Raw genomic sequence first — 24,845 nt, 5'->3', positions numbered from 1 at the left:
ATGAATTTAAAGTATTTTGTTCTACTTAACCTTGGTCTTTTATTTAGTTTACATGCCAATGCTATGCCTGATTTATTACGATTGGATGAAGATAGAGTTGTTTATTGGCAAGAAAAGAAACTTGGCCGTGCTTTAAGCGAGTATGAAAAAAATCAGTTATTAAATAATTATATTTCAAAAAGCGGAAAGCCAAAATTATCATCGTTAACTATACCTTTTGAAGGAGTCAAACAAACACGTAAACATCTAAAACAATTTACACAAAGTGACAACATCGAGACGCTAAATAAAGTAAAGATTTTAGGTATTCTTGTCGATTTTCCTGATTTGAGGTCAAGTGATCCTAGACTCGAATCTGGCGATACCGATATGTTTTATAACAGTTATCCACTTCAACATTACCGTGATTTACTTTTCTCTGTCGATGGCTTTAATGGACCTAACGATGAGAACTTTTCCAGTGCAAGACAATATTACCGAAATGTCACAGGAAACAATTTTGACTTAACAGGCAGCGTTTATGGTTGGGTTACTGTAAAGGAAGAAGCTGCATATTATGGTCGACAGAGTGGAGACATTCGAGATGACAATGTAACTGAGTTGGTCATAGAGGCTGTTGAAGCTTTAGTTTCCCAAGGTTTAGATCTTACTGAGTACGATCAAACTGATCTGAATGATGTTGATGGCGATGGTGTCATCAATGAGCCTGATGGAGTCATTGACCATATTCTATTGTTTCACTCAAGCATTGGCCAAGAAGCTGGCGGCGGTGTGCTCGGTGATGATGCTATTTGGTCACATCGGTTCTTTGTGACAAATAGCTCAAATCAGCCGGCAAATGTAACTGGTTCATCAATAAAAGCGTTTAATTATACAATTAACCCAATTGATGCTGGAATTGGTGTGGTTGTACATGAGTTTGGTCATGATTTAGGTCTGCCAGACGAATACGACTTAAAAGATATAGAAATAGGTGAACCTGTTGCTAATTGGTCTGTCATGTCAAGTGGTAGTTGGATGGGGGAAGTCAGAGGATCAGCCCCAGTCATGTTCAGCCCTAAAAATTTAGAATATCTTCAAAATCGTTTTGGAGGAAACTGGGTTAATCAAAAGTCGCTTGAGTTGACTTCAATAGATGGTAGTGAAAGTCATAATGTAACGCATGCAAGTATTTTTAACGAATCTACAAATCAAATTAAAATTACATTACCTCCTATACTAGAAGACTTTATCGCACCTAGTTCTGGCTCATTTCAATACTATTCAGGCGATGGTAATAATCTTAATAACCAAATGTCATTTCGGGTGTCATTACCAGACTCTGATCTGTTAACACTAAAAATGAAGAGTAAATTTAGTATTGAATCTGACTACGATATTTTTCAGGTTTATGTGAACTCAGAACCTTTAGCTGGTAATGTAACGAAAACAACTCACCCTAATTACCCAAGCGTTAGACATTATATTGATGGTAGCTCGGCTGCAAGCAATGTACAGAATGCTGAATTTGTTGATTTAACTTATGATCTCTCTTCATATGCTAATCAACAAGTGACCATTACATTTGTTTATCAAACTGATGCAGCAGTTTCTTTCTTTGGCATAGTACTTGATGACATATCTATTTCCTCATCACAAGAAATAATACTAACTGACAACGCCGAAAGTAATAATAGTAACCAATTCAAGGGATTTCGAAAAATAGGCCGATATAAGTCAGGCAATGAACACGCTTACTACCTACAATTAAGGAGCCATCAAGGATTGGATAAAGGTCTACAGCAAGCCCAATACCCTGCTGGCTTAACGCTTTGGTATTCTAATGAAAATTATGAAACTAATAACACTTCTGAACATCAAGGCTTTGGTGATTTACTTATTATCGATACAGATCAGAGACCTATATTTAAGTCTAATGGTACTAATGCTGCTAGTTCAATGATACAAGTCCGTGACGCAGCTATGCGACTAACGCCACAATCAGCAGGGCTCGGAGACAATGACCTTTCTTCAGTGAACTTTTTTGATGATAGTTTAGATTATACTTTCAAGTTACAGCCTGAGTCTGGTGTTCAGGTTCCTAAATATGGCTTAAAGATAGAGCTTTTGGATATCTCTGAATTTTTCGATAATGCAGAAGTTCAAATTTCTTATACAAAAGGACAAACAGATATAAGTTATATTATCAACGATAACCAAGTGCGCTTTTTTGCAAATGGGTTTTTGTTATCTGAGACAGATAGTTTCACTTGGGAATTTTCCGACGGCCAATCAAGTGAAGTTCTTAACCCAACTATTCAATTTGAACAATATCAAAAATACACGGTTAAATTCACACAACTTAAAGAAAACGGTCAAATTAATCGTGCCGAAACTGAAGTGAACTTAAGTAAACCTTTAGAGGTTGCAGAGATTGATCTAGCACATGCAAATGGTGTTCTGACAGGAAAGGTTTCGTTTAATGGGGGAGTTGAACCCTATAGAGTTGACTGGGATATGGGGGATGGAAATAGTTTAAGCGGTGATGAAATATCACATAGTTATTCACTGAGCGGTTCTTACTCGGTTAAAGTGACAGTGACAGATGGTAATGATAATTCTGTTTCTGAATCGAAGCAGATTACTTTGTCTGTTCCACTTGAAATAACTACTTCAGTGACGACGAATGGACTACGGTTATCTGCCAAGTCAACTTTGTCTGGCGGGACAGGAAATTATAGAGTTAGCTGGGATTTTGGTGATGGTAATCAGGGAAATGGTGAGAGTGTGTCACATACCTATTCTGCGAGTGGACAGTTTACTGTCACAGCAACATTAACAGATACAGAGAGTAATAAAGCGAAGACAGAAACGAAAACTGTAACAGTTACTGAAAATCAAAGTGAAGAGTCGAGCTCTGGCGGTAGTATGTTTGTTCTGTTGTTGTCAGGATTATTATTGTTACGCAGATTTAAGCTTTAATCATAAATAAAAGAGCTGCCTTTGGCAGCTCTTTTATTTAATAAACAAAAATAAATTGTAGCTTTATTCTTTGTTAAAGGCGATCGATCACAGCTTGTGTGAAATCTGTCGTACCGTGGCTTCCACCTAGATCACGCGTAGTTCTGTCACCTGTTTTGATCACATCAGCTACTGCATTACGGATACGGTCAGCTGTTTCACCCATTTCTAAGTATTCAAGCATTTGGATTGACGCTAAGATTACTGAAGTTGGGTTTGCAAGGTTTTTACCTGCAATGTCAGGTGCACTACCGTGAACTGCTTCAAAAATAGCAGCATTTTCACCAATGTTTGCACCAGGTGCCATCCCAAGGCCACCAACTAAACCAGCGCATAGGTCTGATAAGATGTCGCCAAATAAGTTAGTTGTTACGATTACATCGAATTCTTCCGGTGTCATAACAAGTTTCATACACGTCGCATCAACAATCATTTCTGCTGATTCGATATCTGGATAACGCTCACCGACTTCACGTGCAACTTTAAGGAATAAACCTGAAGTTGACTTAAGGATATTCGCTTTGTGAACAGCAGTTACTTTCTTACGGCCTTCGCGACGTGCTAACTCGTATGCAAATGTAACAATTTTCTCTGCACCATCACGTGTGATTTTTGACATTGCTTCTGCTTCATTACCATCTTCAGAAACAACCTGACCAAGACCTGAGTACATGCCCTGTGTGTTTTCACGAATAGTAATAATATCAATGTCGTCGTAACGCGCTTTTGTGCCTGCAAAAGATTTTACCGGGCGAACGTTAGCGTATAAGCCAAATTGCTTACGTAGTGTTACATTGATTGAAGTGAAACCTTCACCAACAGGTGTAGTTAATGGGCCTTTTAAAGTGATCTTATTTTTTTCGATTACTTCTAGTGTTTCTTTAGGTAGAAGCTCACCTGTTTTTTCTAGTGCAGTTAAACCTGCATCAACAAATTCATAATCAAAATCACAGCCTGCAGCGTTTAAGATCTCAATTGCTGAATCAATAATGCTTGGACCGATACCATCGCCCTTGATCACAGTGATAGTTTGCTTTGCCATTATGGTTTCCTTTATCAATATATTTTTCACACCTAGCCACTTGGGCACTAAATACAGAGTGTAGTAAACAAAGAAGGAAGGTGTGTGTTCGCTTGAAAAATTAAGCGCGTTTTATAACAATTTATGCAGTCTTATGCCAGCAAGTAATGAGAAATAGGCATAAGTACTGTTTATGTTTGTCATTGATAGTATTTATAGAATAAATATCACTCAATGACACAATGTGGTGATAGGTCTAGCAGAGCGGCTTTGAACACATCAATATTTTCCCACTCGAAGTGTTTAAGGACATCCGTTGTGGTTTGCTTTTGCCATGGTGTTCCTAAATCAATATCGAATAGTGTTGTCATTGCCAAATACTTAATAGCAACAAATTCTTTGTCGACGTCATTTAACTGACTTTTCGTCTTTGTTTCAGTATTTAACAGTGCGCGATGTGAAAATGATTCAGAAAAGTAATTGCTCACATATTTTATTAATGAATCATGCTGGTAATCCTTTAGCCCAAATAATTGTGCAACTGAAAGCGGTTTACTCGAAAATTCAACCTCATCTATTTGAATAAAACGCATTACTTTCTCAGGGTGCTGATGAAGTAAGAAGTAAATAAAAGCGGCGAAAGGGCATAGATAAAATTCAAACTTCTCACTGTGCTTTTTACTTATTAACAAGGTGATAACTTTATTAATATGCGCGTATTTGTTAACAATATCAGAGGCAAATGGGTGACTAATATTTGCAATCATGGTTTCTAATAATACACGCTGGCAAAGTAAAGCTGCTGTATCTAAACCGACCATTGTTAAACTATGCCTCAAACTCCCCGCTTTTTGTCCTTGACGATTATATTGCTTAGCTGCAGTTCTAAGTGCTTGCTCTATATGTTCAAAATTAGTAACTACTCTTTCTAGCTGTTTAAAGTCAGGGTATTTTGTGTTTCCGAGCTTTGCAATAGACTCAAGGTTTTCACCATCGCCTAAAGCTTTAACTTCGTTTTCTGGTAACTGTTCATTAAACCAAATTTTATAAAGTAAAATAGGATCACTGATTATTTGAGTTCGGTATTCACCAAAGATGGGCTGAGACGTTCTGATGATCCTTCTGGCTTTATTTTCTATCACTAACGCAAGGTAATGAATATTGCCATTTTTTGCTAAAACAATACATTGCTCATTCTTATAAGACACTGACAGCCCAGAAGGGTGGGCAACAAGTTGTCCACTTAATTCACATAATGCATTCTGTGCGAATTCATTATAACAGCTTAAATAAAGTGATTTTATCGCTTGATTAAGGCTAAACGTTTTTACTTTTGGTCTAGGTGTAATTGCTTTGGCAATGCGCATCGCGATTGCGACGATAATGCTGGGATTATCATAAAGAGGTATTGCATTAATACCCGTAATGGCTGAAGCATATTTATCCAAACGCGCGAGAATTCTTTGTACTTGTCCAGTGGGCACATTGCCTTTATTTAGCATTTTCACAGCGAGTGCATGTCGATTTTGAACTAACCTTTGAGCTTGCTCTGTTAGGTGTTGCCCTGCAGCAAGCTTATTAGTTTCATTTGATGTACAAATTTGGTCAGATATAGCAGCGATTACTAATGATTCTGTGATTTCTTTATTAAACTTTAATGCGTAACAGATTGCAGTAACAAGTATGCATTGATTTACAACTAGGTTAGTTGTGTATCCTTGATGCTTTGCGTAAAAGTGAAGGTGAGCATGTAATGCGCCAGGTTGCTGACTGTAACACTGAACAAATCTTTCAGCCAGTTGCGTAATACTTGGATAGATAATAGGCCATTTTTCTTTGTTGTAGTAAAGCCTTAGAACTTGATGTGAATGCTCGAAAAGTTTTTTTAATTGTGTAGGAGATGCTTTCACGGTGGCACTATTCTCCACTTATTTTTGTATATTCAAGAGTTGCATTATCACCCCAAACTAGCAAAATACCATTTTTAAATAACAGGCCTGTACATTCGTCTTGAGTTGTAATGCCATCAGATTTAACAAGTTGTGTTCTATAGTAAACTATTTGAAAAACATCATCTTGTTGCTTAGACACATAGGTCAAGTCCGGGCTACCAAGTGTTTCAAGTACTTCCTCCAAAGGCATTACTTCAGATTCATCAAGTTTTGAAATAAAACGGTTATTGAATGCCTCTCTATCTTGCCAGATCATAGCTTGAGGGTCATCTTTATAGAAATTGATCACTAGCATGACAATACTTGCATAAACAGCAAGGCCTAAAATTATGTATTGCAGTACTTTTTTGATCATGACAAGTCCAAGAATTAAGTCAAAGTCAGTATATCAAAGTCTTCAAGAGTTAAAACTTTCTTAGACAATTAACGGGTAACTCTCAAGTCTTGTAGATTAAACCCTAAATGTATATCTGTTCTTAATGAAACCAAGTTCTTACTAGTAATAAAATCGTCTACACCAGAGTGGATCTTTTGCTTTTCAGCGGGTTTAAGGGATTCGTAAGCTAAAATATTTTCAAAATCACTACATTGGTTTAATAATCTTTGTGCTGTCTTTAAACCAATTCCAGCTATACCTGGTACATCGTTTGTTTTATCACCTGCCATAGCCCAAAGTTCAGTAAGTTGATGCTTTTCGACTTTGAATTTATCTCTTATCTGCTGTGCATCAATCCAGGTTTTCTTAAAATAATCATATATTCTAATGCTTGGGGTAAGGTGAGGAAGAAAGCCTTTATCTGTTGAGGCTATCACTACATTTACGTTTGCAGCAGCTGCCTTAGTGGCAAGGGTTGCAATGATATCGTCAGCTTCATCGTGATCTGGTCTATAAACGGGTATACCAGCTTGTTCAAATGCTTTTTCAATAGTCTCCATATTGCTAGACAAGATTTCAGGCATAGGTTTTCTTGTGACTTTATATTTGTGGTAGTAATGATACCGCCAACTTCCATCACCATCGAACACAGCTATAGCATGAGTTGCTGAAGTAAGATTTAGTAACTTATTAACGGCTGAAGAAACCCGTTGAGCGGTATTATTTACAGCGGAAATATCTTCTTGGTTTGGTTCAATTGCAAAAATGCGCCGAACGAGGTTCAGCGCATCGATTAGTACTAAGGTTTTACTCATTTATTCACTACATAACACGGCGTATATTTACTGCCAGGTAACTTCATACGGCCTTGCTCTACAAATGCTTGTAATAGGGTGTCCATTTTTTCCATTAACGATGTTTCACCATGAAGCTGGTAAGGTCCATGCTTTTTGATTTCTCTAATGCCTTCATCCTTAACATTACCAGCTACTATACCTGAAAATGCTCTACGCAAATCAGCTGCAAGAAGCTCTTTATTCTGATTTAAGGATAAGTTCAAATTAGCCATGTTTTCATGAGTTGGATCAAATGGCATTTGGAACTGGTGCTCAATTTTTAGCGTCCAGTTAAAATAATAAGCATCGCCCTGAGATTTTCTATATTCCCTAACCTTAGGCATAGATTGCTTGAGAGTGACAGCAACTTTTTGTGGATCGCCAACAATCACTTCAAATTTACTTAAAGCTTCTTCACCGAGCGTATCTTCAACAAATTGGCAGATTTCTTTGAAATAATCAGCTGATGATTCAGGACCTGTTAAAATAACGGGTAGGCATTGTTTTTGATTATCAGGGTGTAACAGTATACCTAATAAATATAGAAGCTCTTCAGCTGTTCCTGCACCACCAGGGAAAATGATAATGCCATGCGCAGTTCTGACAAATGCTTCCAAACGTTTTTCGATATCGGGTAATATTACAAGCTCATTAACGATAGGGTTAGGGGGCTCTGCGGCGATAATACTCGGTTCAGTTAGGCCTAAATAACGGTTACTAGTAATACGTTGTTTTGCATGACCAATGGTTGCGCCTTTCATAGGGCCTTTCATTGCCCCAGGTCCACAGCCGGTACAAATATTTAGCCCGCGTAAGCCTAGTTCATATCCGACTTCTTTCGTGTATTTATACTCGATTTCACTGATTGAATGACCGCCCCAACAAACAATCATATTTGGGTCTGTATTAACAGGTAACGCAGAGGCGTTTCTGAGCATATCAAAGACCATATGAGTAATTTGTTGCTCGTCTTCAGTTGGCTCGTGGCGTTGATAAATAAATAACAAATCACGGATCACAGAAAAGATATGTTCATGGATACCTGTGATTATTCTTCCATCTACAAAGGCAGTTTCGGGGGGATTGTCTAACTCAATTTTTATGCCGCGTTCTCTGGCGATGAGTTTTACATCAAAATCTTGGTATTTGTCGTAGATTTCACTGCTAGAATCAGTATGACTACCTACGTTTAATACAGCTAATACGCAGTTTCTAAAAAGTTTATACCTTTCTGTACTTGAAGAGGCTTGTAAAAGGTCGACTTCAAGCTTTGAAAGTAAATTAAGTACGCCAGTTGGATTTAGTTGGACTTGCATAGGCATTCTCCTTGTTATTTACGAATGCAAAGGCGATCTCTACCACTGTTTTTTGCTTCGTAAAGTGCATCATCAGCTCTATCAAAAGCTGCCAAAGGTGTATCACCTTTTTTAAATTGCGTCGCTCCTAAAGACACAGTTATTTGTACTTGCTTATCTTTAAACTTAAATGGAATTGCTTTAATTGTATTCCTAATCTTCTCTAATGGTGCTTTGGCATGCGTTAAAGGCATACCAGGCATTAATAAAACAAACTCTTCACCGCCATAACGGGCAATGAAATCTGATTTACGTATTGCTTTCTTTAAAGCTCTAGCGATTACTTGAAGTGTTTTATCGCCAGCACTATGACCATATTGATCGTTGATTGATTTAAAGAAATCGACATCGATAACAACCAAAGTCGTTTCATTACCATGCTGTTCGAACATGTGGAATTCTTGGTTAAACCTATCATCGAACGCTGCACGGTTGGGGAGTTTTGTTAAGCCGTCTAGTAAGCTTTTAAATTGCTGTTCAGAAAGCCTTTTCTTGTAAGTATTAACTTTAGTCTCTAAAACATTAATACGTGTATTAATTTGCTCAAAACTGGCGAGTAAATCCGCTTTATCCTTTTGCTCTAACTCTTCTCTTTTGATTAAGTCTTTTCTCAAGAGCTTTAATTCACCGTCAACCAGTTCTTTTAAATCTGAAATAGATGTCGCTTTTTGCGTTTGTTCATTTAAAAGTTTGATTTTAGTCTCAATTTGTTTATTGAGACCTGAAAGCTCGGCACTCATATGCTTAGTCGAATTAGTCGTACTAAGGATTGAAGCGTGTAATTCTTCTAGAGTTTGATTTAGTGAAACTAAAAAACCTTGAGCAGATTGACGTTCTCTAGCAATGCTGTTTGCAATTATCTCTATGATAGCAATCGCACAATCAAGTAAAACATCGACTTCTGCTGACTGAGATAGTGTCGTTTTAATATCGATGACTTCTTTTGCTACATCGTCCTCGAATGTAATTTCATTGGCTAAGGTTAATAATTCACTGGCCAATTCAGGCTTTTGCATTGTTGATGTTTTTGCTGAAGCGTCAAAGCTTGTTTTAACAGCTAACACTTTTTGATAGATAACAATGAGCTTTTCAAAAACCGGCAAGAATTCATAACTGACATTCACTTCAGTCAATTCGTGATCTAATAAGTTTCGTAGCTTGCGACGGGTATCATCTGGGATACCTTTAAGCTTTTGCAGTTGTCTACCTGCGTCAGAAATACTGCTTGAAAGCTTTTGATGATTTTCAGCGTTTACAGATTCTTGATTTTTGAGAGATTGAGTAATGGTATTAATAAGAGGCGCTAAATCATCAAAGCTCACGCCTTTACTAAGTGCTTGTCTAAATTTAGCCAAAAGATTATCTAGAGCAACATCTTGACCTTTGCTACTCACTGCGAGCTTCGCCGCAAAATTACTCAGAATCTGTATTTGATCTTTATGCGCATTCTCGAGTTCAGCTCGTGCTTTAACTGCTTGTTTTAATTTTTTTTCTATAAGCGCATCTTTATTGGTCACAAATTTTGCCATCTATAAATTCATTAACACTTTAAGTTTACAACAATTATCTCATTTTTGAAGGCAATTTATTTGTTACATATCACAACAAGCCTGATGATATGTAGTTTATCTCTTTTATTAAACTTTTTAAGGGGAGTTTGTTAGCCTTTTCTTATACTTTTCTATGAATATTACAAATACCAGTATGAATAAAATTACACTCTCTTTTCTGGCTGCTTTTACAGCTTTTCCTGCATTTGCTGATGTGGAATATAAATTATCGATAGATGAACCGGCTCATCACCTCGGTGATGTTAAAGTTACTTTTCCTAAAACTGCTCAAGCACATTTAGATGTGCATCTCCCAGATTGGCGAACAGGTCGTTATGAAATTTTAGACCTTGCCAATGGTATTCGTTTTTTTGATGCAAAAAGTGAAAGAGGAGAGAATCTTCAATGGAAAAAGATTGATAAAAATACATGGCGAGTTCATTTAGACGAGCCAACAGAAGTTAACATTTCATACCAAGTCTATGCTAATCAATTAGGCATGCGTTCTCGCCATATTGATGATAGCCACGCATTTATTGATGCATCAGGCTTTTTTATGTTCAGTGATTCATTTAGACAAGAGCCAGTAACTGTAGACCTAGATGTACCAAAAGGGTGGCGTTCAGTCTCAGGGATGGATTTCGCTGATGACAAGCATAGTTTCAAAGCGAACAACTACGATATTTTATTAGATTCTCCTATCGAAACAGGTATTAACGACTTATATAAATTTGAAGTTGATGGTCGTAAATATGAACTCGTTATTTGGGGCGAGGGTAATTACGATGTTGAATTAATGCTTTCTGACCTCAAAAAGCTTGTTAAAACAGGCAGCTTAATTTGGCATGATTATCCTTATGAACGCTATGTATTTATGGTACATGCGACCAGCGGTGCTCGTGGTGCAACAGAGCATTTAAATTCGACCATTATCCAAAGGCATAGAGATTCGTTTGCAAAGCGTGACGATTATATTGGTTTCATCGCAACGGCTGCACACGAATTTTTCCATACTTGGAATGTAAAAAACTACCGTCCTGAAGGCTTAGTACCTTACGATTACATCGCGCCAAATTACTCTGATTTATTGTGGTTGTCTGAAGGCTCAACCAGTTATTTAGAAAACTATTTACTGTTAAGCGCTGGAATAACAACCAACGAAGAGTTTTATAAAGATCTAAATAAAACCATTTCGCGTCACTTAAAAACGCCAGGTAGAGAAGTGCAGTCAGCTGCTGAAACCAGTTTTGATAAGTGGATTAACGCAGGTGGCGATCATGGCCGTAACTTCAGTACCAATATTTACTCAGAAGGGTCATTAGTGTCACTAGTACTTGATATTGACTTACTAGATAAGAGTGAAGGTAAAGTAAGTTATAGAGATGTGCATTCAGAACTATATAAACAGTTTAAACTACCAAAAAGTTTTAATAGCCAAGATGTTCAGAATATTTTAAAGCAAATTTCAGGTCGGGATTATTCAACCTGGTGGAAAGAGAATGTTGAATCACCGCTAAGCATTGACTTCGATGCGCTGCTTGCAACTGTTGGCTTAGAATATACACGCCCAGACAATAGCAAAGCCGTTGCTGGTTTGGATGTGATGGCAAAATCTAATGGCGAGCTACTTATTTTAAATCATGTAGCGAGAGAGAGTTCTGCATGGCAAGGTGGTTTAACTGCCGGTGATAAGCTAGTTGCTTTAGATGGACGTCAAGTACGTAAGTCATTAAAAGAAACGCTGGCTTTGTTTGAGCCAGAGCAACAAGTTACAGTGAGCTTTATTAGACGTCATCAACTTATGACAACAACAGTAAAGCTTACATCTGACTTTGATAAACCTAAAAAGGTGAAAGCAGTTAAAGCTCCGACTGAACGTCAGGCGAAATTGTATAAAGCATGGACTGGTGTAGAACATCCAAATGCGATCTAATTTTCATTTTTAAAAGAAATAAAAAAGCCCAAGTTATTTTAATCACTTGGGCTTTATATTTTCTATGATTTAACCTGAGTTGTGGTTAATTACTTATGACGTTGCTCGAGTGTATCAATCACATCTTTTAAGTTTAACTCGCTACGTTGCAATAAAACCGTTAGGTGATAAAGCAAGTCAGCTGACTCATTAAGCAGTTCTTCATTGTCTTTTTTCATGGCGGCTAGTGCGACTTCTACACCTTCTTCGCCCACTTTTTGACAACTGCGGCTTAAGTCTTTTGCAAACAATGACGCTGTATAACTTGATGCTGGATCTGCATCTTTACGTTCAACAATGACATTTTCAAGCTGAGCTAAAAAAGCTAAGTTAGGTTTTGCATCACCAAAGCAACTTGTTGTGCCTAAGTGGCAGGTTGGACCTTTCGGATTAGCAAGCACTAAGATTGAGTCAAAGTCACAGTCTGTGTGTGCTGACACAAGCTCTAAATAGTTTTCTGAGGTTTCACCTTTAGTCCATAAACGCTGTTTAGAGCGAGAATAAAAGGTGACTAGACCTTTATCAAAAGTCATTTCAATGGCCGCTTGGTCCATAAAACCTTGCATCAGAATTTGCCCAGTTGCTGCATCTTGAATAATCGCAGGCAGCATATCGGACTTTTTAAAGTCAAGTTTTGATAAGTTTTCTGTGGTTAGTTGCATAATCTAGCTGCGACCCCATTGTTTGTTAGGTATTGTTTAAGTTCGTTTATGTCGATGACGTTTTTGTGGAATACGCTTGCTGCAAGAGCACCGTCAACTTGGCTTTGCTCAAATACATCAACAAAGTCTTGCATTGTGCCTGCCCCCCCAGATGCGATAAGCGGCACGTCACAAATCGCTCTTATTTCAGATAATTGCTTATTGTCGTAGCCTTTACGCACACCGTCTTGGTTCATGCAGTTTAAAACAATTTCACCTGCGCCTAAATCTTGCACACGTTTAACCCATTCTTGTGTTTTATAACGAGTTCTTGAAGACGCATTAGGATCGCCAGTGAGCTGATAAACAAGATATTGATCTGTTTCAGCATCATAAAAGCTGTCGATACCCACGACCACGCATTGTTTACCAAATTCATCGTGTAATTCTTTAATAAGTTCTGGTCTGTGTATCGCAGGGCTGTTGATACTGATTTTATCAGCACCGCTTTCAAGTACTTTAGCGGCATCTGCAACAGACTTAATGCCACCAGCAACACAAAACGGAATATCGATGTGACGGGCGATTTGCTCTACCCAAGTGACATCTAATAGACGTTTTTCTACACTGGCAGAAATTTCATAGAACACCAGCTCATCAGCACCGGCTTTACTGTAAAGCTCAGCGAGTTCTAGAATGTCACCGACAACTTCGTGACCTTTAAACTTAACGCCTTTTACTACTTGACCATTTTTTACATCAAGGCAAGGAATTATGCGTTTTGATAACATGCAAGTGCCTCCTCAACTGTAAAAGCACCATCAAGAAGTGATTTACCTAATATGACACCGCCTACACCAATTTCAGCGAGTCGCTTAATGTCGTCTAATGAACTTACCCCACCAGAGGCTTGTACTTTTATGCTGTTATTATGAGCAACGATTTCTTCATACAAGGCAAAAGAGGGGCCTGTCATAGTGCCGTCTTTACTGATGTCCGTGCATAAAAAGTCAACAACACCTAATTCCACATAAAAGTCGAGTAAGGTGAATAGGTCTTTGTCGGCATCGCTTATCCAACCGTGTGTTGCTGGTGCCCAACCAGATTCGGTTTTGTTCACATCAAGTGCAATGACAAATTTATCAGGGCCAAACTCTTTGATCCACTCTGCAACTTGCGTTTGTTGATCTACTGCCATTGAACCAATAACAACTTGAGCTGCGCCAACTTCAATCCATTGCTTTACATCTTCATAGCTGCGCACGCCGCCACCGACCTGGTAAGGGACGTTTAATGCTTTTGTTGCTGCTTGAATTTGTTGCCATTGCTTCTTTTGCGGATCACGAGCGCCTTCTAAATCTACTAAATGTAATTTTTCTGCCCCTGAGTTTTGATAAGCAAGCAGGCGAGCTCCTAATTCAAATGGATAGAATTGCGCTGTGTCGTATTTACCTTGATAGAGGCGAACAATTTGATTTTGTAGTACATCTAAAGCTGGAATTATCATGTTAACCTCTGCCTATACATTCCAATTTAAAAAGTTTGTTAAAAGCTTAGCACCGACTTGTGCACTTTTTTCAGGGTGAAATTGCATACCTGCGTAGTTGTCTTTACAGACGATGGCAGAAAAGGCTTGACCATATTCACCAGATGCCAAAGTGTAGTCGTTTACACTGTGCGCAAAGCTATGCACAAAGTACACTTGATCTTGTGAAGTGATCCCTTGTGTCAACGCGTGAGGTTTTTCAATTCCTAAATTATTCCAGCCCATGTGTGGTGCTGTTAACTTGCCAACTTCTAGCTGCGTAACTGCACCTGGGATCTTGTTCAAGCAGTCAACGTCACCTTCTGAAGTCTTCTCACACAAAAGCTGCATACCTAAACATATGCCCATTAATGGTTTTTGATATTCATCAATGGCTTGCTGCCAACCATTATCAAGTAAACGCTTCATTGCAACAGACGCGTGGCCAACACCAGGAAGTATTGCTCTGTCAAATTGTGCTAGTTGTTCAGGAGCAGTAATAATTTCAGGGTTAGCGCCTAATCGGTCAAATGCAAAACGCACTGAGTTAATATTGGCACAGCCGGTATTTATAATGGCTATCATAAACATCCCTTAGAGCTTGCTGTTAACTGGCTTGCATCTTTTTGGATTGCCACGCGTAATGCTCTTGAGAAAGCTTTAAATAACCCTTCTACTTGGTGGTGACAATTACCCTCTGATACAGACAAGATCAAACTCACAGCTGCATTATCAGAGAACGATTTAAAGAAGTGCTCAACCATTTGTACATCTAAGTCGCCGACTTTTTCACGGGAGAATTCGGCATTAAGTACGAATGAGGCGCGGCCTGATAAATCAATCTGACATTCTGCTTTACATTCATCCATTGGCAGCGCAAAGCCATATCGGTTAATTTGCGTTTTTGTACCAAGGGCTTGTTTTACAACTTGGCCAAGCGCGATACCGATATCTTCAACTAAGTGGTGCTCGTCAATGTGTAAGTCACCAGAGGCCTTAATATTAAGATAGATATTGGCGTGGGTTCTAATTTGATCCAACATGTGATCAAAGAAACCTAACCCTGTAGAAATTTCTCCGCTTACGCCTCGGTCAAGATTAACAGCAACATCAATTTGTGTTTCTTTGGTGTTTCGAGTTACTGATGCTTCACGATTCAGAGTGGTTAATAGAGTAACAATTTGCGGCCAGTCACCTTCATAAAGAATACCTTGAATACACAAGTTATCAGCAAGGCCTAAATCAGTTTGACGGTCGCCAATGACATAAGATTTAGCAAGGTCGACTTTTCCTGAACGCATTAATTCTGTAAGCAAGCCTGTTTTAGGTTTTCGACAATTACAGTTATCTTCATCGAAGTGTGGGCAGATCAACACGTCATCGAACTTGATCCCTTGTGATGAAAAAATTTCCATCATCTTGTCTTGTGCAATATCGAAGTCAGCGGTTGGGAAGCTATCAGTGCCTAAGCCATCTTGGTTTGACACCATGATTAAGCGGTAACCTGCAGCTTGAAGTTGTAAAAGCGCAGGAATAACATTTGGCAGTAATACTAGCTTTTCTAGACTGTCGACTTGTTTATCCGTGATTGGCTCATCAATTAAGGTGCCGTCTCGGTCGATAAATAGGTATGGTTGACTCATTTTTATTCCTTACTACTTAGAAGCCATTCAGCCAGTCGGTGACTTGTTGTAATTCTTGCTCTGTGCCGATTGAAATCCTGATCCAATCATCTTGGTCGAATAATACAAATGGGCGCATGATCAAACCTGATTGCATGGCTACATCAATCGATTTTTTGTCTTTTAGGCGGATAGTGACAAAGTTTGCATAGCTTTCTAAAACAGTGACTACTTGCTTATTGTTTTTAAGCGCTAACGAAAGCTCAGCTTTCGCTGAGTTTAAAATTTGCACTTGGCGTTTTACTTGGGTGATGGCATCTTTACTTAATGCTTGTGCTGCAATCGCAGCAACCACAGTCGAAACTGGGTAAGGTGCGATGACCTTTCTGACAACATTCAATAACTCGCTGTTAGAAAGCATGAAGCCCGTTCTTAAACCCGCTAAGGCAAATGCTTTAGAAAGTGTTCTCAAAACAACGACATTTTTGAAGTCTTGTAACAGACTCACAGAAGAGTAAGCCTCACAAAATTCAATATAGGCTTCGTCTACAACAACAATGGCCTTTCCAGACAATTCATCCGCAATTTCAGCAATTTTTTCTACAGGTAAAATTGCGCCGGTCGGATTATTTGGATTACAGATAAAGACAAGTTTTGATTGCGCACACGCTTCACAAATTGTAGTTTTATCGTCATTAATTAGTTGCTCTTGGCTCAATACATTCAATGCGACATTGTGTGTATCAGCCGTGACTTTATACATGCCGTAAGTTGGTGCAAAAATGCTGATTGAATCTTTGCCCGGCTCGCAGAAAGTTCTAACTAACAGCTCAATTCCTTCGTCAGCACCGCGCGTCATTAATACATTTTCTTCGCTCACACCTGCATAGTCAGCGTATGCATTAATCACTGCTTGCGGTTGAGGATCAGGATAACGATTCAAGTTATCTAAACTTACGTCAAAAGTTTTCGTATACGGGCTTTCATTGGCATTTAACCAAGTTGAGCCCGATAGCTTCATGCTTTTAGCTGAGCTATACGCTTTTAGCTCATTGATGTTCTTTGGTAGTAGCGAGGCTATCACATCACTCATTTACAAATTCTCCAAACGCACTTTAACGGCATTAGCGTGTGCGTCTAATCCTTCTGCATCAGCAAGCGGTAAAATCGCTTTGCTTAAATTCACTAAACCCGAAGGGGTAATACTTTGCACAGTATATGTTCTATAGAAGTCCATTAAATTAAGACTTGAGTAGACTTTACTGTAGCCATAAGTTGGTAAAACATGATTTGTACCAGAGGCATAGTCGCCTGCAGATTCAGGCGTATAATCACCAACAAACACTGAGCCTGCATTTTTAACTAACCCGACATATTGGTCGGCTTGGTCAATTTGTAAAATAAGGTGTTCAGGACCATATTTGGCAGAAACGTCAAACGCCTGTGCAATGTCATCAACTAATATCAAGGCACTGTTTTCTAGCGCCGCACGTGCGATATCTGCACGAGATAAGGTTTCAAGCTGAAGCTCAATTTGCTGCTTTGTTAGGGCAATGATTTCTTCAGAGTTACAGACAAGCAGCACTTGAGAGTCTCGTCCGTGCTCTGCCTGAGAGAGTAAATCAGCAGCGATAAAAGCCGGGTTCGCGCGCTCATCTGCAATAACCATTACTTCAGAAGGGCCTGCAGGCATATCAATCGCAAACCCAGGAACAGACTGACTCAGCAGTTGTTTTGCCATGGTCACATAGCTGTTACCAGGGCCAAATACTTTGTTTACTTTAGGAACCGACTCGGTGCCATACGCCATAGCGGCGATAACACCAGCGCCGCCACTTTCAACGATAGTGGTGATACCGCAAAGCTTAGCTGCATATAAAATGGCAGGGTGAATGCGTTGATCACCATTTACCGGGGTTGCTAATACCACAGTTTTGGCGCCTGATAGCTGTGCACACACGCCTTGCATTAAAACAGAGGAAGGCAGTGGCGCACTGCCACCTGGTACATAAAGACCAATAGCATCGATGGCTTCAAATTTTAATTCACACACCACGCCCGGTGCGGTTTCAATCTTTTTAGACACCGGTTGTTGTTGTTGGTGAAACGCTTTGATGTTGCTATAAGCTAAATCAATGGCTTGTTTTAAAGACGGTTCAAGCAAGCCTTCACTTTGCACTATTTCTTCGCTCGGCACACGTAAACGAGGTTGTTCACGTTTGTCGAACTTTTTAGCAAACTCAAGTAATGCGTTGTCACCGCTTGCTATGACATCATCAATAATCGCTTGTGTTTGCTTCTCAATCGACTCACTGGCTGTAACCGCAGGTCTTTCTAAAATTGCTGCCTGTGCTGATTGAGAACCCTCATTCCACTTAAACACAGTTGTTACTCCATCATTTTTTCAATTGGCATAACGAGGATAGAGTTTGCGCCAAGTGCTTTTAGCTCTTCCATGGTTTCCCAGAATAGTGTTTCGCTGCTAACCATGTGTAGCGCCACATAATCGTCAGAGCCAGCAAGTGATAGTAGGGTAGGTTGACCAGTACCCGGCAGTAGTTCACATACTTCTGTTAATTTTGCTTTAGGCGCGTGTAGCATGATGTATTTACTTTCTTTAGCTTGTTTAACACCCTTTAAACGCGGCATTAATTTATTGATTAGAGCAAGCTTAGATTCATCGTTCAGTTTTGGGTTTTGAATAAGGCATGCATTTGATTCAAGAATAGTATCACCCTGCATTAAGCCGTTTGCTTCAAGTGTTGCGCCAGTAGAAACGAGATCACAGATTGCATCAGCAAGTCCAGCACGAGGAGCGACTTCTACAGAGCCAGTTAGCATCACCGCACTTGCATTAATACCTTCTCGTTTCAGGTAGCCTTTTAGAATTTCAGGGTATGTTGTTGCAATACGCTTGCCTTCAAACCATGACTTATCTTGTGGACCAAGTTCTTGTGGCCATGCAAGTGCAAGGCGGCAATAACCAAAGTCTAATTTCGACATTTTAAGTACTTCAGAATATTGGTTTAGACTCTGACGCTCAGCTTGTGTTTCTTCAAGTACGTTTTCGCCAACGATACCTAAGTCACATACACCGTCCATTACAAGACCTGGAATATCGTCATCACGAACACGTAAAACATCGATTGGCATATTGGTTGAGTGTGCAATTAAGCGTTGTTCGCGAAGGTTTAATTTAACACCTAGTTGCTTGAGAAGTTCTTGGCAATCTTTTGAAAGTCTGCCTGATTTTTGAATTGCGATTCTTAAACGATTGTTAGTACTCATAATTTATATCCTTTGTTCTAAAACGAAAAACCCCGAGGAAACCTCGGGGCGATATAAATTCTGAATTGAGTCGCCGGGAGGTTCCTTTTAGGAATAACCCACCAGCGAAATACCTGACAGGCTATTCGGGTGTATGATGGTGATGATGAATAGTTGTCAGTGTAATAAACATGTAAATTCTCTTAATCAATTTTGATAACACAATTAGAAGAACATATTTTATAGATTCAGTGCAACTAAAATTTTGAATTTTTTAAAGTATAAATTATAACTGTCGATAATAAGAAGTAGGTATAAGCTTGCTGGAGGATATGATGGATGTATTTAAGCCCTTGTTAAATAATGTAATTAGACTTGAAGTGTCGCATAAGCCGACTTTCTATGTTGCAGGTGTTATCGATAATAAAGTTGAAAAAATAAAACTCGACAAAGCCAAAAAAGAAGACGCAAAAAGAAAACTGAACGAGCAATCACCCAACAAAAAGCAAAAACAAAATGAAAACGGCGAGGATGACGGCAAGCATTTAGATATATGGGCGTAACATATTAGTCATGTTTTCGAACACTCGGTTGCTCATCTAAACACTAAACCGTACAATTATAAAAAACACTGCTGTAGTCACTTCTTGCAAATTAAAACGCTTTTTTCAGAATCAGGTCCATTAGCTTTAAATATTCCTGGATATAAACCAAGACAGCCTCAAATTGATATGGCTGAGATGGTGCATGCCGCAATAGAAAATAAATCTCAATGTGTGGTCGAAGCAGGAACAGGTACGGGTAAAACATTCGCGTATTTAATTCCCGTGTTACTCAGCGATAAAAAGTCGATCATTACCACTGGCTCTAAAGCACTACAAGAACAGCTTTATCATCGAGATTTGCCACAACTTTCTAAAATATTGAATAAAGGTAGAAAAGTTGCCCTGTTAAAAGGGCGTGCAAATTATCTATGTACCTATCGACTTGAGCAGCATGTCGCCCATGTTCCAACCGATGACCCTGATGTGATGCATCAACTTGCCATGGTTGCAAAGTTTGCCTCTCAAACTAATACGGGTGATTTAGCTGATTGTGTTGGTATTGAAGAAGATGCCAAAGTATTACCTTATGTAAACTCAACGGCGGATAACTGTTTAGGCAAGGAGTGCCCTGATTACGCTGAATGCTATATAAGAAAAGCACGTATTAAAGCCATGGAATCTGATATTGTTGTGATTAATCATCACTTATTTTTTGCTGATATGGCGGTGAAAGACTCTGGCTTTGCTGAGCTTATGCCTGATGCTGATAATTATATTTTTGATGAAGCGCACCAAATTCCAGAAATTGCCAGTGATTATTTTGGTGATAGCATAAGCACCAAACAGCTGGTTGCTTTGATTAACGATCTTCGTTTGATCTACCGTTCTGATATTCCTGATATGCTGCAATTGGGTAATACACTCAATAAGTTAGAAACTGCAGTGGCCGATCTGCGACTCGCTTTTTCAGGTGAGAGTTCACGGGGAGATTGGCGAGAATCGTTAACCAGCAAAACCATTTGTGATGCGTTGCACCGTGTTATTTCAGATTTAGATTTCTTGTATAAAGTCTTAAAGCTATGTCTTGATAGAAGCGACAAAATTGAGCACCCATTCGAAAAGGTATTGCAGTTTAAAAACCAATTAGAGCGCGCATTTGACACCACACAAACGGGTTATAGCTATTGGTACGAGACAACCAGACGTTTCTTAACAATAAATATCACACCTTTAAACGTCGCAAACAAATTCAAAGAAATTATAGAGCGTACCCAAGCGAGTTTTACTTTTGCATCTGCGACCTTATCGGTAAATGATTCGTTAGATCATTTTAATAAGAGCTTGGGCTTAAAACCTAAGCATCAATTATTGGTCGAAAGTCCATTTGATTATGAAAATCAAGCGGTGTTATGTATGCCTAGATATTTGCCCGAAACCAGTGATGATATGATGCCACATAGTTTGGTAAAACTAGCCAAAGAACTTATTAAGGCGGCAAAAGGGCGCACATTTTTACTTTTTACAAGTTATCGAGTCATGCACTTAGTTTACGAGGGGTTAAGTACTGCTACTGAATATCCCGTGTTTATGCAGGGGCAATCGTCCAAGCGGATCATTCTTGAACAGTTTATTCGCCACGGGAATGCGGTATTAATGGGCACGGCCTCTTTTTGGGAAGGGGTTGATGTTCGTGGTGATGCACTCAGTTGTGTTTTAATTGATAAACTGCCTTTTACATCACCTGACGATCCATTACTACAAGCGAGAATGAAAGATTGCGAATTGACCGGTGGTGAGCCATTTGAAGACATCCAGTTACCTCAAGCAATCATAAATTTAAAACAAGGTGTTGGTCGTTTAATTCGAGATCACAGTGATAAAGGTGTACTTGTCATTTGCGATAACCGTTTAGTTACGCGAAAATATGGACAGACATTTTTACAAAGCTTACCTAATATGCGCCGCACAAGAGATTTTCAAAGCGCATTACAGTTTTTAGAGAACATAGAATAATATGACTTATAATCTATTAGCTTTAGATGCTTCAACAGAAGCGCTAAGTATCGCCATTCAATTTAATGGTCAGACATTTAAACATTTTGAAGTTTGTCCTCAGCAACATAGCCAAAAGGTTTTGCCTTTAGTTTCTGAGTTATTAGACAAAGCAGGTTGTAAGTTACAAGATTTAGATGGCATTGTATTTGGTCGCGGACCGGGAAGCTTCACTGGTGTACGTATTAGTGTCGCGATCGCGCAAGGGCTGGCGTATGGTGCAAATTTAACGCTGGTTGGGGTCTCAACATTACAGGCAATGGCACAGCAAGCGCTTGAGGAAAAAGAATTAGATTCAGTCGTTACGGGAATTGATGCAAGAATGGGTGAGATTTATTTCGCTCATTATTTTAAATCTGAAACTGGACTCGCTGAATTAAACATAGATGAAAATGAAGTGGTGTGTGCGCCAGCTGAGCTACCTGAGTCGATTAAAGGCTTAACTGCGGTGGGAACTGCATGGGAACCTTATGCTGAGCAAGCCGCCGAATTAAATTTAGATGTCATCTCTGAAATTACCCTACCTGATGCCGCGTACATGCTAAAAATTGCAGAAGTTGAGTTTGTTAAAGGTAACACAGTTCAAGCTGCCGATGCGCAGCCGCATTATGTCAGAGATACGGTAACTTGGAAAAAGCTGCCTGGCAGAGAATAAAGTCCGATATCACGCTTAAATATTTAAAAAGCCAGAACCATGTTCTGGCTTTTTTATTATTTATCAATAAATCACTGTTCGATAAAGTTAATTAGTTTTTCTGCAATTTGCGTGTTGTTTTGTGACCCGATAAATTGCTCATAACCCTTACCATAAGCGAATACTTGTACATCTATTGCCGTATGACCGCTTGTCGTCCAACCAGTATAAGTCGCTGTATTGATAACTTTGTTAATTGCTTTGTAAAGCACTTCACCACCGTCCTTTTTAGCTTTTGATAGAGAAACTAAGTCGTCTTTACTCAGCTCTAAAGTTGAGTGTTGAGACCAAGCTGTTTTTAAATCATTAGCTTCAAGTAGTGATTTTGTTATCGTCATAACAGACGAGTTCACTTTCTTCACTTCATCAGGAAGCCAAGTATATTTACCATTAGCACCTAAAGTTAAACCACCGGTAGAATGATCGGCGGTTACAACTAATAAAGTGTCAGGATTTTGGTCGACATAGGCTTTTGCCAGTTCAATTGATTTGGCAAAGTCGTGCATTTCTTTCATGGCACATGCAATATCATTTGCGTGACCACACCAATCAATTTGGCTGCCTTCTAACATGATAAAGAAACCTTTATCATTGTTTTTAGAAATCAAATCTAAAGACTTAAACGTCATTTTTTCTAAGCGGTTTGGGTTCTCATCTATTGCATGCGGAAACGCTTTGTCGGCAAATAGCCCCAGAGCAGGTAATTGTTCAATTTGATTTAATTTGTTCCAGTCAGACGTATATTGATAACCCGCTTTTCCAAATTCTTTAACTAAATCTCTGTCGCTACGTTTAAAATATTGCACGCCGCCACCAAGCATTAAATCGACGGGTAGCTTTCCTTCAATTTTTACGTCGAAATAATCATCAGCGATTTCATCATAGTTACGACGAGACTCATTATGTGCTGCAAAACTTGCAGGTGTTGCGTGATTTATTTGAGAGGTTGATACTAATCCAGTACGCATGCCTTTTTCTTTGGCGACTTGAAGCATGGTTTTCAAAGATTTTTTATGCGTGTCGACAGCAATTGCACCATTATAGGTTTTAGTAGCAGTACTAAGGGCTGTTGCACCTGCTGCACTGTCAGTGACATAAGTATCATCGTCAGGATAGGTGTGTGCCATACCAACAAGGATTTGGTCAAATATAGTGGGTTCTACTACTTTGGTATTTGGGTTGTCAGAATAATAACGATATGCAGTGGTAAAAGCTGGGCCCATACCATCACCAATCATGTAAATAATATTCTTTGGTGCTTCGGTAGCAAATGCATGACTACCAAATGCCATTAAGCACGATGTTGTTAATGCGCTCATCGCGTACTTCATATGAGTTCCTTTAAATTCCCGTGTAAAACTTTTCTACAATCTTGATATTAAGAAATCTTTAAAAATAGAAATATCAGGATGTAGATGAATTCTTTTGCTTTTATTTTTAAGTGAAGGGAAGATATTACCAGTTCAAATGCGATTAAATAATTAAAATATGATTAGTGACAAAAAAAATACGTTAGAAGTGCTAAAAGAAATTGGCTTGTCAGGTCAAATCTATGGACAAGGTGAACAGCTTGTAATTTGTTTACATGGATGGTTAGACAATAGTAATAGTTTCAAGCCCATGCTTGAACTTGTTGATGAAGATAAAAACTTCACTTGGATTGCAATTGATTTACCAGGCCATGGGCGTTCTCAATGGAGAAGCCATGATGCGCACTACTATTTTATTGATTACGTTTATGATCTGAAATTTTTATTAGAAAAATTGCGATGCGAAAAAGTCATGTTGGTCGGCCATTCCATGGGGGCAATGATCTGTAATTTATTCGCAGCTTGTTACCCTGACAACCTTTTAGCAATGGCCTTAATTGATGGCATTGGAATTGTTACCACGAAGCCAAGCGATTCGAAACAACAATTAATCAATGCTTTTAGACAAAGAAGCAAAGCTCAACAGCAAAGTAATACCAAATTATTTTCAAACTTTGAAGAAGTGGTTGCTGCTAGACTTAAAGTGTCTGATTTAGAATATGAAAATGCAGCATTACTTATGCGTCGAAATGTTGAAATATTCCCAGAAGGTGTAAAACTTACATCGGACCCAAGACTTAAACAACATTCAGGATTTAGATTTTCTGCAGCACAGGCCTTGGCTTGTTTAGAAAATATCGGAGTACCCACTCTGTTTCTAAAGGCAACAAATGGTTACCCAATGATTGAACTACAGCTTAAGGTTTTTGAAAAGTGTTTTACTCAGTTAAAGGTGGATTTGATCAATGGTGGTCACCATTGCCATATGGAAAACGCCAGTGAAACTTTACAAAGCATTTCATTTCATTTCGACGCATATAATGAAACTTGATTGTACATTGTCGAAAAATATGGGAATATCGATAAATTAGAGCTTTTGCTCAATTGTTAAAGTGCCTTAGATAGAT

21 protein-coding genes are annotated in these 24,845 nt (G+C 38.8%); 6 read left to right on the top strand and 15 right to left on the bottom strand.

The annotated features are described in order from the left end of the window. Entirely contained in the window at positions 1-2,961 is a 2,961-nt protein-coding gene (locus C1E24_RS05375; protein ID WP_138479427.1) for an immune inhibitor A domain-containing protein, read from the top strand. A gap of 73 nt (positions 2,962-3,034) precedes the next feature. Here the strand turns inward: C1E24_RS05375 and C1E24_RS05370 are convergent, their stop codons facing one another. The 6 genes from C1E24_RS05370 to C1E24_RS05345 all read right to left on the bottom strand — a co-directional run bounded on the left by C1E24_RS05370 (position 3,035) and on the right by C1E24_RS05345 (position 10,057). Then, a complete protein-coding gene (locus C1E24_RS05370) occupies positions 3,035-4,042 on the bottom strand; it encodes an isocitrate dehydrogenase (RefSeq protein WP_058032489.1) in 1,008 nt (335 codons plus the stop codon). A gap of 206 nt (positions 4,043-4,248) precedes the next feature. Beyond that, complete coding sequence (locus C1E24_RS05365; RefSeq protein WP_138479425.1) at positions 4,249-5,931, bottom strand: hypothetical protein; 1,683 nt, start codon at positions 5,929-5,931, stop codon at positions 4,249-4,251. A 7-nt stretch (positions 5,932-5,938) separates the two neighbouring features. After that, positions 5,939-6,328 carry a DUF3192 domain-containing protein gene (locus C1E24_RS05360; RefSeq protein ID WP_138479423.1) on the bottom strand — a complete coding sequence of 130 codons (390 nt, stop codon included), beginning with the start codon at positions 6,326-6,328 and terminating at the stop codon, positions 5,939-5,941. Between the two features lie 68 nt (positions 6,329-6,396). Then, the gene (xni, locus tag C1E24_RS05355) at positions 6,397-7,164 is read right to left on the bottom strand and encodes a flap endonuclease Xni (protein WP_138479421.1); all 768 of its coding nucleotides are present in this window, start codon (positions 7,162-7,164) and stop codon (positions 6,397-6,399) included. Then, positions 7,161-8,501, bottom strand: a complete 1,341-nt coding sequence (gene ppnN, locus C1E24_RS05350; protein ID WP_138479419.1) for a nucleotide 5'-monophosphate nucleosidase PpnN — start codon at positions 8,499-8,501, stop codon at positions 7,161-7,163. The genes xni and ppnN overlap by 4 nt, the downstream gene beginning before the upstream one ends. A gap of 14 nt (positions 8,502-8,515) precedes the next feature. After that, positions 8,516-10,057, bottom strand: a complete 1,542-nt coding sequence (locus C1E24_RS05345) for a GGDEF domain-containing protein (RefSeq protein ID WP_138479647.1) — start codon at positions 10,055-10,057, stop codon at positions 8,516-8,518. A gap of 187 nt (positions 10,058-10,244) precedes the next feature. Here C1E24_RS05345 and C1E24_RS05340 point away from each other — a divergent pair, with 187 nt between their 5' ends. Further along, entirely contained in the window at positions 10,245-12,023 is a 1,779-nt protein-coding gene (locus C1E24_RS05340) for a M61 family metallopeptidase (RefSeq protein ID WP_138479417.1), read from the top strand. 89 nt (positions 12,024-12,112) lie between these two features. On the opposite strand, the gene hisIE is transcribed toward C1E24_RS05340, so the two are convergent. The 8 genes from hisIE to hisG are packed head-to-tail and all read right to left on the bottom strand — an operon-like array spanning position 12,113 to position 19,138. Beyond that, on the bottom strand, positions 12,113-12,724 hold the full coding sequence (hisIE, locus tag C1E24_RS05335) for a bifunctional phosphoribosyl-AMP cyclohydrolase/phosphoribosyl-ATP diphosphatase HisIE (RefSeq protein WP_138479415.1): 612 nt from the start codon (positions 12,722-12,724) through the stop codon (positions 12,113-12,115). Further along, positions 12,715-13,494, bottom strand: a complete 780-nt coding sequence (gene hisF / locus C1E24_RS05330; RefSeq protein WP_138479413.1) for an imidazole glycerol phosphate synthase subunit HisF — start codon at positions 13,492-13,494, stop codon at positions 12,715-12,717. The genes hisIE and hisF overlap by 10 nt, the downstream gene beginning before the upstream one ends. Further along, complete coding sequence (locus C1E24_RS05325; RefSeq protein WP_138479412.1) at positions 13,476-14,210, bottom strand: 1-(5-phosphoribosyl)-5-[(5-phosphoribosylamino)methylideneamino] imidazole-4-carboxamide isomerase; 735 nt, start codon at positions 14,208-14,210, stop codon at positions 13,476-13,478. Before C1E24_RS05325 ends, hisF begins: the two co-directional genes overlap by 19 nt. A gap of 12 nt (positions 14,211-14,222) precedes the next feature. After that, on the bottom strand, positions 14,223-14,813 hold the full coding sequence (gene hisH, locus C1E24_RS05320; protein ID WP_138479410.1) for an imidazole glycerol phosphate synthase subunit HisH: 591 nt from the start codon (positions 14,811-14,813) through the stop codon (positions 14,223-14,225). Beyond that, positions 14,810-15,871, bottom strand: coding sequence for a bifunctional histidinol-phosphatase/imidazoleglycerol-phosphate dehydratase HisB (gene hisB / locus C1E24_RS05315; RefSeq protein ID WP_138479408.1), 1,062 nt, complete (start codon positions 15,869-15,871; stop codon positions 14,810-14,812). The genes hisH and hisB overlap by 4 nt, the downstream gene beginning before the upstream one ends. A 16-nt stretch (positions 15,872-15,887) precedes the next feature. Further along, positions 15,888-16,943 (bottom strand): histidinol-phosphate transaminase, encoded by a 1,056-nt coding sequence (gene hisC / locus C1E24_RS05310; RefSeq protein ID WP_138479406.1) that lies wholly within the window; start codon positions 16,941-16,943, stop codon positions 15,888-15,890. Next, positions 16,944-18,233 (bottom strand): histidinol dehydrogenase, encoded by a 1,290-nt coding sequence (gene hisD, locus C1E24_RS05305; protein ID WP_138479404.1) that lies wholly within the window; start codon positions 18,231-18,233, stop codon positions 16,944-16,946. A 5-nt stretch (positions 18,234-18,238) separates the two neighbouring features. Beyond that, complete coding sequence (gene hisG, locus C1E24_RS05300) at positions 18,239-19,138, bottom strand: ATP phosphoribosyltransferase (protein ID WP_138479402.1); 900 nt, start codon at positions 19,136-19,138, stop codon at positions 18,239-18,241. Positions 19,139-19,449: 311 nt separating this feature from the next. Here hisG and C1E24_RS05295 point away from each other — a divergent pair, with 311 nt between their 5' ends. The 3 genes from C1E24_RS05295 (at position 19,450) to tsaB (ending at position 22,369) form a co-directional block, all read left to right on the top strand. Further along, entirely contained in the window at positions 19,450-19,680 is a 231-nt protein-coding gene (locus C1E24_RS05295; protein WP_138479401.1) for a hypothetical protein, read from the top strand. An 84-nt stretch (positions 19,681-19,764) separates the two neighbouring features. Beyond that, the gene (locus tag C1E24_RS05290) at positions 19,765-21,675 is read left to right on the top strand and encodes an ATP-dependent DNA helicase (RefSeq protein ID WP_346765670.1); all 1,911 of its coding nucleotides are present in this window, start codon (positions 19,765-19,767) and stop codon (positions 21,673-21,675) included. 1 nt (position 21,676) lies between these two features. Further along, positions 21,677-22,369, top strand: a complete 693-nt coding sequence (gene tsaB / locus C1E24_RS05285; RefSeq protein ID WP_138479399.1) for a tRNA (adenosine(37)-N6)-threonylcarbamoyltransferase complex dimerization subunit type 1 TsaB — start codon at positions 21,677-21,679, stop codon at positions 22,367-22,369. Between the two features lie 71 nt (positions 22,370-22,440). On the opposite strand, the gene C1E24_RS05280 is transcribed toward tsaB, so the two are convergent. Continuing rightward, the gene (locus tag C1E24_RS05280; protein ID WP_138479397.1) at positions 22,441-23,739 is read right to left on the bottom strand and encodes an alkaline phosphatase; all 1,299 of its coding nucleotides are present in this window, start codon (positions 23,737-23,739) and stop codon (positions 22,441-22,443) included. A gap of 187 nt (positions 23,740-23,926) precedes the next feature. Here C1E24_RS05280 and C1E24_RS05275 point away from each other — a divergent pair, with 187 nt between their 5' ends. After that, the gene (locus C1E24_RS05275) at positions 23,927-24,769 is read left to right on the top strand and encodes an alpha/beta hydrolase (protein WP_171040796.1); all 843 of its coding nucleotides are present in this window, start codon (positions 23,927-23,929) and stop codon (positions 24,767-24,769) included. Positions 24,770-24,845 lie beyond the last annotated feature (76 nt).

The sequence above is a fragment of the Pseudoalteromonas phenolica genome, from assembly GCF_005876835.1.
GTDB classification, from domain to species: domain Bacteria; phylum Pseudomonadota; class Gammaproteobacteria; order Enterobacterales; family Alteromonadaceae; genus Pseudoalteromonas; species Pseudoalteromonas phenolica_B.
Note: the sequence above shows the minus strand (reverse complement) of the source record. Positions and strands in the feature narration are given on the sequence as shown.

Bases quoted from the DNA above. Each gene is read 5' to 3' on its own strand.
- hisIE (WP_138479415.1), bottom strand. From the start codon at position 12,724: ATGCAACTAACCACAGAAAACTTATCAAAACTTGACTTTAAAAAGTCC.
- xni (WP_138479421.1), bottom strand. From the start codon at position 7,164: ATGAGTAAAACCTTAGTACTAATCGATGCGCTGAACCTCGTTCGGCGC.
- ppnN (WP_138479419.1), bottom strand. From the start codon at position 8,501: ATGCAAGTCCAACTAAATCCAACTGGCGTACTTAATTTACTTTCAAAG.
- C1E24_RS05325 (WP_138479412.1), bottom strand. From the start codon at position 14,210: ATGATAATTCCAGCTTTAGATGTACTACAAAATCAAATTGTTCGCCTC.
- C1E24_RS05360 (WP_138479423.1), bottom strand. From the start codon at position 6,328: ATGATCAAAAAAGTACTGCAATACATAATTTTAGGCCTTGCTGTTTAT.
- hisH (WP_138479410.1), bottom strand. From the start codon at position 14,813: ATGATAGCCATTATAAATACCGGCTGTGCCAATATTAACTCAGTGCGT.
- C1E24_RS05370 (WP_058032489.1), bottom strand. From the start codon at position 4,042: ATGGCAAAGCAAACTATCACTGTGATCAAGGGCGATGGTATCGGTCCA.
- hisC (WP_138479406.1), bottom strand. From the start codon at position 16,943: ATGAGTGATGTGATAGCCTCGCTACTACCAAAGAACATCAATGAGCTA.
- C1E24_RS05295 (WP_138479401.1), top strand. From the start codon at position 19,450: ATGATGGATGTATTTAAGCCCTTGTTAAATAATGTAATTAGACTTGAA.
- hisF (WP_138479413.1), bottom strand. From the start codon at position 13,494: ATGTTATCAAAACGCATAATTCCTTGCCTTGATGTAAAAAATGGTCAA.
- C1E24_RS05375 (WP_138479427.1), top strand. From the start codon at position 1: ATGAATTTAAAGTATTTTGTTCTACTTAACCTTGGTCTTTTATTTAGT.
- tsaB (WP_138479399.1), top strand. From the start codon at position 21,677: ATGACTTATAATCTATTAGCTTTAGATGCTTCAACAGAAGCGCTAAGT.
- C1E24_RS05280 (WP_138479397.1), bottom strand. From the start codon at position 23,739: ATGAAGTACGCGATGAGCGCATTAACAACATCGTGCTTAATGGCATTT.
- hisB (WP_138479408.1), bottom strand. From the start codon at position 15,871: ATGAGTCAACCATACCTATTTATCGACCGAGACGGCACCTTAATTGAT.
- C1E24_RS05340 (WP_138479417.1), top strand. From the start codon at position 10,245: ATGAATAAAATTACACTCTCTTTTCTGGCTGCTTTTACAGCTTTTCCT.
- hisG (WP_138479402.1), bottom strand. From the start codon at position 19,138: ATGAGTACTAACAATCGTTTAAGAATCGCAATTCAAAAATCAGGCAGA.